This is a genomic window from Peribacillus sp. B65, assembly GCF_058513295.1.
Window position 1 is genome coordinate 4,629,118 of record NZ_CP195840.1, and the last position, 7,122, is coordinate 4,636,239.

General features: G+C 39.1%; 5 protein-coding genes. 4 read left to right on the plus strand and 1 reads right to left on the minus strand.

Translation table 11 applies throughout. From position 1 onward, the window contains the following. Positions 1 to 39 precede the first annotated feature (39 nt). Positions 40 to 1,935 (plus strand): PrkA family serine protein kinase, encoded by a 1,896-nt coding sequence (locus tag ACSR9O_RS22625; RefSeq protein ID WP_207437311.1) that lies wholly within the window; start codon positions 40 to 42, stop codon positions 1,933 to 1,935. Positions 1,936 to 2,122: 187 nt separating this feature from the next. On the opposite strand, the gene ACSR9O_RS22630 is transcribed toward ACSR9O_RS22625, so the two are convergent. Next, positions 2,123 to 2,332, minus strand: coding sequence for a metal ABC transporter ATPase (locus ACSR9O_RS22630; RefSeq protein ID WP_034315156.1), 210 nt, complete (start codon positions 2,330 to 2,332; stop codon positions 2,123 to 2,125). Between the two features lie 118 nt (positions 2,333 to 2,450). Between ACSR9O_RS22630 and ACSR9O_RS22635 the strand changes: the two genes are divergently transcribed. The 3 genes from ACSR9O_RS22635 to ACSR9O_RS22645 all read left to right on the plus strand — a co-directional run. Further along, the gene (locus ACSR9O_RS22635; protein WP_098370934.1) at positions 2,451 to 2,630 is read left to right on the plus strand and encodes a hypothetical protein; all 180 of its coding nucleotides are present in this window, start codon (positions 2,451 to 2,453) and stop codon (positions 2,628 to 2,630) included. Positions 2,631 to 3,086: 456 nt separating this feature from the next. Next, positions 3,087 to 4,256 (plus strand): sporulation protein YhbH, encoded by a 1,170-nt coding sequence (yhbH, locus tag ACSR9O_RS22640; RefSeq protein WP_101223356.1) that lies wholly within the window; start codon positions 3,087 to 3,089, stop codon positions 4,254 to 4,256. Between the two features lie 1,498 nt (positions 4,257 to 5,754). After that, a partial coding sequence (locus ACSR9O_RS22645; RefSeq protein WP_491725140.1) for a pectate lyase-like adhesive domain-containing protein occupies positions 5,755 to 7,122 on the plus strand: 1,368 nt, incomplete at its 3' end.

The window sequence follows — 7,122 nt, forward strand, 5'->3', positions numbered from 1 at the left end:
TTTAAGTATTCTCTGAAAGTGACAGGGGGAGGTTCCTTAATGGATATTTTAAAGAAAATCGAAAAATTTAGAGAAGATGAACAGAAGCTGAAGTGGGAAGGCACCTTCGCAGAGTACTTAGAAATATTGAAAGAAACGCCTTTAGTTGCTCAATCTGCTCATTCACGTGTATACAACATGATCAGAGATGCAGGGATAGAGGAAGTAAATGGGACAAAGAAATACAATTTTTTCAGCGGTCAGTTGTTTGGCCTTGAAGATTCACTGGAAAGGCTCATCGAGGAATATTTCCATCCGGCGGCAAAGCGGCTCGATGTCCGTAAGCGGATATTGCTTCTAATGGGTCCTGTGTCAGGCGGGAAGTCCACACTCGTTTCTTTACTGAAGCGTGGACTTGAAAATTATTCATTAAAAGACACTGGTGCCATTTATGCAATAAAAGGATGCCCGATGCATGAAGATCCACTGCATCTCATTCCTCAATATTTACGGAATGATTTTTTTGAAGAATATGGAATAAGGATAGAAGGAAACCTATCGCCGCTGAATGTAATGAGGTTAGAACAGGAGTATGGAAGCAGGATTGAAGATGTGATGGTCGAGCGTATTTTCCTTTCGGAGGATAAGCGTGTTGGAATTGGAACGTTCAGTCCTTCAGACCCAAAATCACAGGATATCGCTGATTTGACGGGCAGCATCGATTTTTCGACCATTGCCGAATACGGCTCCGAATCAGATCCGCGGGCCTATCGTTTTGATGGTGAGCTGAACAAGGCGAACCGCGGGATGATGGAGTTCCAGGAGATGCTGAAATGTGATGAGAAGTTCTTATGGCATTTGCTATCATTGACACAAGAGGGGAATTTTAAGGCAGGACGTTTTGCATTGATCAGTGCCGATGAACTCATTGTGGCCCATACGAATGAAACGGAGTATAAAGCGTTCATTTCCAATAAGAAAAATGAAGCATTGCATTCCCGTATCATTGTCATGCCGATTCCATATAATCTGAAGGTTACCGAAGAAGAAAAGATTTATGAAAAAATGATTCGTGAAAGTGATGTCTCGGATGTTCATATAGCTCCGCATACATTAAGGGTGGCGGCAATCTTCAGCATCATGACACGATTGAAGGATCCCAAAAAGGGCGATATCGATTTAGTGAAAAAGATGAGGCTTTATGATGGGGAAAATGTCGAAGGATTTAATTCCGCAGACATCAATGAATTGAAAAAAGAATATCAGGACGAAGGCATGAGCGGAATCGATCCGCGTTACGTAATTAACCGGATTTCCTCTACGATCATTCGTAAGGAAAACCCGTCCATTAATGCGTTGGATGTACTTATGTCATTAAAAGCAGGTCTTGACCAGCATCCGTCCATTACGAACGAACTTCGGGAGAGGTATTTGAATTTCATTTCACTGGCACGTAAAGAATACGATGCCATTGCAAAAAATGAAGTCCAAAAGGCATTTGTCTATTCATATGAAGAGTCGGCGAAGATCCTCATGGATAATTATCTGGACAATGTCGAAGCATACTGCAATAAATCAAGGCTGCGTGATCCATTGACTGGGGAAGAAATCAATCCAGATGAAAAACTGATGCGCTCGATTGAAGAGCAAATTGGAATTTCCGAGAATGCAAAAAAAGCATTCCGCGAAGAAATATTGATTCGCATTTCTGCATATGCGCGTAAAGGTAAGAGATTCGATTATAATTCCCATGATCGTTTACGGGAAGCAATCCAGAAAAAACTATTTGCTGATTTGAAGGATGTCGTAAAGATCACTACTTCAACGAAGACACCAGACGAAAGGCAACTGAAGAAAGTGAACGAGGTCATCACGAGACTTATCGACGAGCACGGTTATAATTCCACCTCAGCCAATGATTTGCTGCGCTATGTGGGAAGCTTGTTAAATCGGTAATCCATACTTTTTTGCCCCTGCCCCCAATCGGGCAGGGGTTTATGGCCTTTTGCGGAAGGTAAATGAAAGAAAGGTGGACTTCTGAATTCCCTTGAAATCATGCATCTTTTGTTAAAGGGTGATTATAGAAGGCAAGAGATTAAAGCACCGGGCCCTTCTGAATGGAGGGAGTCCGGTGCTTTGATTTTTATTTAGTTACATTCAAACCATACTGTTCAATAAGTGTAATCAGTTGATTCGGTGATAGTTTTTCTTCGCTATGATCGATTTTAATTTCCCCATCATCAACATCGATGATCGCGCGTTCCACACCTTCCGTTTTCAAAAGTATGGACTCCAGATTTAAAATCGGTCCTTCTGACGTTGCTTCCTTTACATAAAGGGTAGTTGTTTGCATACTTCTTGCACCTCCTTACATTAGCTCATAATGTCTTATCTATACCCCATATTTCCATTAGATATGTTACGTTTTGGATTTGGAAATATTGGGTATCAATAAGTAGAGGTGATGGCAAATGAGTAAAGAGGAATTGAAAAAAGAACATGTTCCGGAAAATAGCTCCATGGCTAAGGATTATGAAGAGATGAAAGAACTTGGAAAGCAGATGGAAAATCAAAGGACGAATGAAGAATTGAAAGAGTGGGATAAACGCCCAGGTACAGTTCAACATGAAATAGAGGAAGATGAAGATTGACGAATATCACAACCAGAATCATTCTATCTGTGTAAAAGGGTGTCCAGAAAAACTGCTGGTGCACCCTTTTTGTTGTATTTCATTAATTACGCTGGCATTTTAATAATCCTATTATCCGAAAAATGAAACCCGCTTAAAGCGAACAGACCTGATGATCATCAGGTCTGTTCGTTTTCTTGAAATATTTATTTTGCAGTAGCATTTTTTAAAAAAACTTTAAAGGGCCTCTAATGCCCATGTCAGGACTTGTCTAGTTCGTAGGTAAACGTCCATTATTGAATTTTGTTGTAAATTATCCAGCATCGCTGCATAAGATAGAGTAATACTTTTCTTTTAATCCGTTTTTTCGCACTGTATTTTTGATTGGAAAACCGGAATGATGTGGGCTTTCCCACACTAATTTATTATATGAAGGAATGATGAAAAGCGTGCAAACATTTTTAAGGGGGGAAGAGAATGTCGGAAGAGAGTAATCAACAGTATGTTATCTCACAGGAAAATTGGTCCCTCCATCGGAAAGGCTATGATGATCAACAACGTCATCAGGAAAAGGTGCAGGAAGCGATCAAGAATAATTTGCCTGATCTAATTTCAGAAGAAAGCATCGTGATGTCCAATGGCCGGGATGTTATCAAGATTCCCATTCGCTCCTTGGATGAATACAAAATTCGTTATAACTATGATAAAAACAAACATGTTGGGCAAGGCGATGGAGACAGTAAAGTGGGGGATGTAGTCGCGAGGGATGGCTCACCGTCCGATGCCGGGGCTGGTAAGGGCCAAGGTGCAGGTGACAAGGCTGGCGAGGATTATTATGAAGCCGAAGTGTCGATGATGGAATTGGAGGAAGCCCTGTTCAGCCAATTGGAACTCCCTAATCTTCAGAAGAAAGAACACGCGGAGCACACGCTTGAACACATCGAATTCAACGATATCCGCAAGACAGGCCTAATGGGGAATATCGACAAAAAGAAAACGATGATATCGGCTTTCAAACGGAACGCTTTAAGGGGGGACCCAGGTTTTCATCCTATTTATAAGGAAGATTTTAAATTCAAAACTTGGAATGAGATTCAGAAACCTGATTCCAAAGCAGTTGTACTGGCAATGATGGATACTTCCGGAAGTATGGGGTTATGGGAAAAATATATGGCTCGAAGCTTTTTCTTTTGGATGAACCGCTTCTTGCGGACAAAATATGAAACCGTGGAAATCGAGTTTATAGCCCATCATACAGAAGCGAAAGTTGTTCCGGAAGAGGATTTCTTTTCAAAAGGGGAAAGCGGCGGTACGATTTGTTCGTCCGTATACCGAAAAGCATTAGAACTTATTGATCATAAATATGACCCCGCGAAGTTTAATATCTATCCGTTTCACTTTTCCGATGGTGATAACCTAACATCCGATAACGTCCGCTGCGTTAAGCTTGTTGAAGAACTCATGAAGGTTTCCAATATGTTCGGATACGGGGAAGTCAATCAATACAATCGTCATTCGACATTGATGACAGCTTATAAGAACATCGATAATGAAAAATTCAGGTACTATATCCTTAAACAAAAGGCTGACGTTTTCCATGCAATGAAGAGCTTTTTTAAAGACGAGGAAAGTAAGAAGTATGCTTGAAGAAATAAGTTAGCTTGTTCGGGATTGTAGGGAAGGCGTCATTCTCTCTACAATCTTTTTTTATTAATCGATCAATCTGATTTAAAATCATTCAGTTCCAGTTGGTGACTGATCGAAGGATTCTAAACAAATCTCCCTATGAGGCAGATGAATAGCATTTGCTCATTAATTAAAGATATGAAGTTACGGTTTTCGTTCATGACACTCCGTTCCACCCCTTCTTCACCTGCTAAGATAACTTCTTACGGGAAGGCGCAATATAAAAAATGGTTTATCTCATTTCATTTTTGAAACGTTATGACTTGGAATATATTATAAAATAAAGTAGCAGTGAGGACCCTTCCCAAAAACCCCATTGCAGAAGACCCATCTCTGAGCGGTTTCAAAAAATTGTGCCTTTGATAACCCCTCTGGCAGCCTGTTCCCTATGATCCCAGGGGGCAGGCTGGTTTTTTATGAATAATTTTTTCGGTCCTTTAAGAAATCAAAAGTACAGGTGAAGTGAATATTAGTAGGTCTGTTTTCCTCAATAGCCATTCGATTTTATTTGCGATGCCCACTCTTCCTTTTTATCCTTATGCATTTAATCCAACGCTAGTTCTTCGGTAGTAAAATCAGCCGCCCTCTAATCTGCACCTGCTTTTTCGAAATCCAATGAAAAATGGACTGCATTTCTTTTCTGAATGAATGATTTTACTTTATGAAATACCGACACTAGCCTATTTGTATATAATGATGCCAGAAACTAAATCTGGATAATATCAACATCATGATAAAGGAGAAAGATGATGTCGAAGCAATATAACTTTTTATTACTATGGGTGTCACAAACTTGGTTCACCCTATTGAAATACAGGATCTATTTTATTCAAGCCTTTTTAGTCTTATTTCTGATGTATCTTTTATTAAATAAACAGGAAATAAATACGCTGAAAATCACCCTTATTTTAATAACTTCACTATCCTTTCTTAAAAGTGCCCATGGAAAAAAGGGTGAATAAAAGTAAAAGTGGTATGTAAGGAGATTACGGTGAAAAGTTCTATGGCGTGTACTAAGTGCGTTGGGTGATATATATGGTCATGTAATCCGACGGAACGTTATGACAATGAGCTATAAGAAAAATAGAAGAAACTCTTCAGGGAATGTAAAGGATAAATCCTTTCAAGCGTAAATGTGATAAGACGGAACCAATGGTTTCTTTTATCACATTTTTTTAGTTATGTAACCATAATGATTGTAGCCCTAAAAGAATCTTTAAATTTATGGATTTAAACGAAGGGATTTGATGAGAGGACATGCTTTTATAAAATGCAGGATCATTTCACCCGATGGAACTCATCACCATAAATGAAAATAATCACATTAAAATTGACGTTTAATGCCCAAATGTGGTTCCTAAAATGATTTTTTATGGATCATTATTGGAACGAGGTACTTCTCGAAAAAAAGTATTATTAATCTTGTAAGTAAAATTTTTTTTAGAGGAGCGTTTCTTTTATGAAGAAAAGTAAAATGTTAAAACCTATTAACGTTATGACAACATCATTTCTATTAGCAAGTACTCTATTAATGCCAAGTGCAGGATTTGCAGAAGAACTATCCACACCAAAGAATGAGGAAAGTTCGAATTCACAAGAGTCTGGGGTGAAAAATCAAGAAGCTCGTACACAAACAAACGAAACTAAATCTTCTGGGAAAGCAGCTTCAAAAATGATGGTAAATGAAGCAGTCGTCAATAATTTTCAAGAGTTGAAGGCAGCCTTAGAAACGGATAACGGAATTACTGCGATCCATCTTGGACAAAACATTGATATCAGCGGAGCGATTAAAATTCACCCGGCAAAATCGGAAATCGTGATCGAAGGAAATGACCATACATTATCGGAAACGGGAGCTGTAGGAGCGTCAGGTGGTATCTATGCCAACGGTAAAATATTAAGCAGTGTCCATGTGAAAAACGTAAATATTAAAGGAAAGAACTATTACGGTCTCATTACAATACATGATGTAACAAAAAATGTAGAGCAAATATTCGAAAATGTAAACTACAGTGGGCCACAATTAATCTGGAACCGTAACGGGATAGCTGTTTTCAAAGGAGTAAACGACATAGATATTAATAATACTACAATGCCGGGATCCTCACCTGCCCATGAGATGGCAGAAACCGGAAGTGTGGAAATCGATGGTGAAACCAAAATAAGCCATAATAATGGATACTCTCTTATTTGGTCGGTTACAAAAGAACCTCAATTTAAGATCGCACCAAATGCGAATGTGAAAATTTTTACAAGTAAGAGCGGGTATGGAGTATTTTATGCAACAGGCGGTGATGCAGATTTTTCCATTGGGGCTAATGCAAAGCTAGAGATTGATGGAAAAAAAGGAGTTACCGGATCTGGGAAGTTTAAGTCATTTAACGTGGATGCCGGTGCAGATGTACAGATGAATAGATCTGGTACGGATTCATACCCAATGGTTTCGCTTTATGGACCGGCACAGATCAATAATCAAGCGAAACTCCATGTAACTACAGAAGACGGTCATGCTTTGGAAGTGGAAAATAAACCAACCACCATTGACTTTAATACTCCTGAGAATGTTGTCTTGTCCTCAGTGAAAAAACAAGCATTAAATAATTTAAGCACCTCCCTTACGATGAGTATGGATACAGGCATGTTAAAGCTCTGGACGAGTCCGACAGGCGATCCTGCAAATAGTCATGTGGGCAAATCCGGTGGCAATCTTACTTGGCAAGGTATATATAAATATAACGTAGCTCAATCAATTGGTGGCAATCCAGAGAATTTCAATATTGAATTTAGTAAAACAAAAAAGATTGAATTAGGAAAAGATGTAGATGGG

What these genes read in the sequence shown, in the direction of transcription:
- ACSR9O_RS22630 (WP_034315156.1), bottom strand. Translation starts at nt 2,332, where the DNA reads ATGCAAACAACTACCCTTTATGTAAAGGAAGCAACGTCAGAAGGACCG.
- ACSR9O_RS22635 (WP_098370934.1), top strand. Translation starts at nt 2,451, where the DNA reads ATGAGTAAAGAGGAATTGAAAAAAGAACATGTTCCGGAAAATAGCTCC.
- ACSR9O_RS22625 (WP_207437311.1), top strand. Translation starts at nt 40, where the DNA reads ATGGATATTTTAAAGAAAATCGAAAAATTTAGAGAAGATGAACAGAAG.
- yhbH (WP_101223356.1), top strand. Translation starts at nt 3,087, where the DNA reads ATGTCGGAAGAGAGTAATCAACAGTATGTTATCTCACAGGAAAATTGG.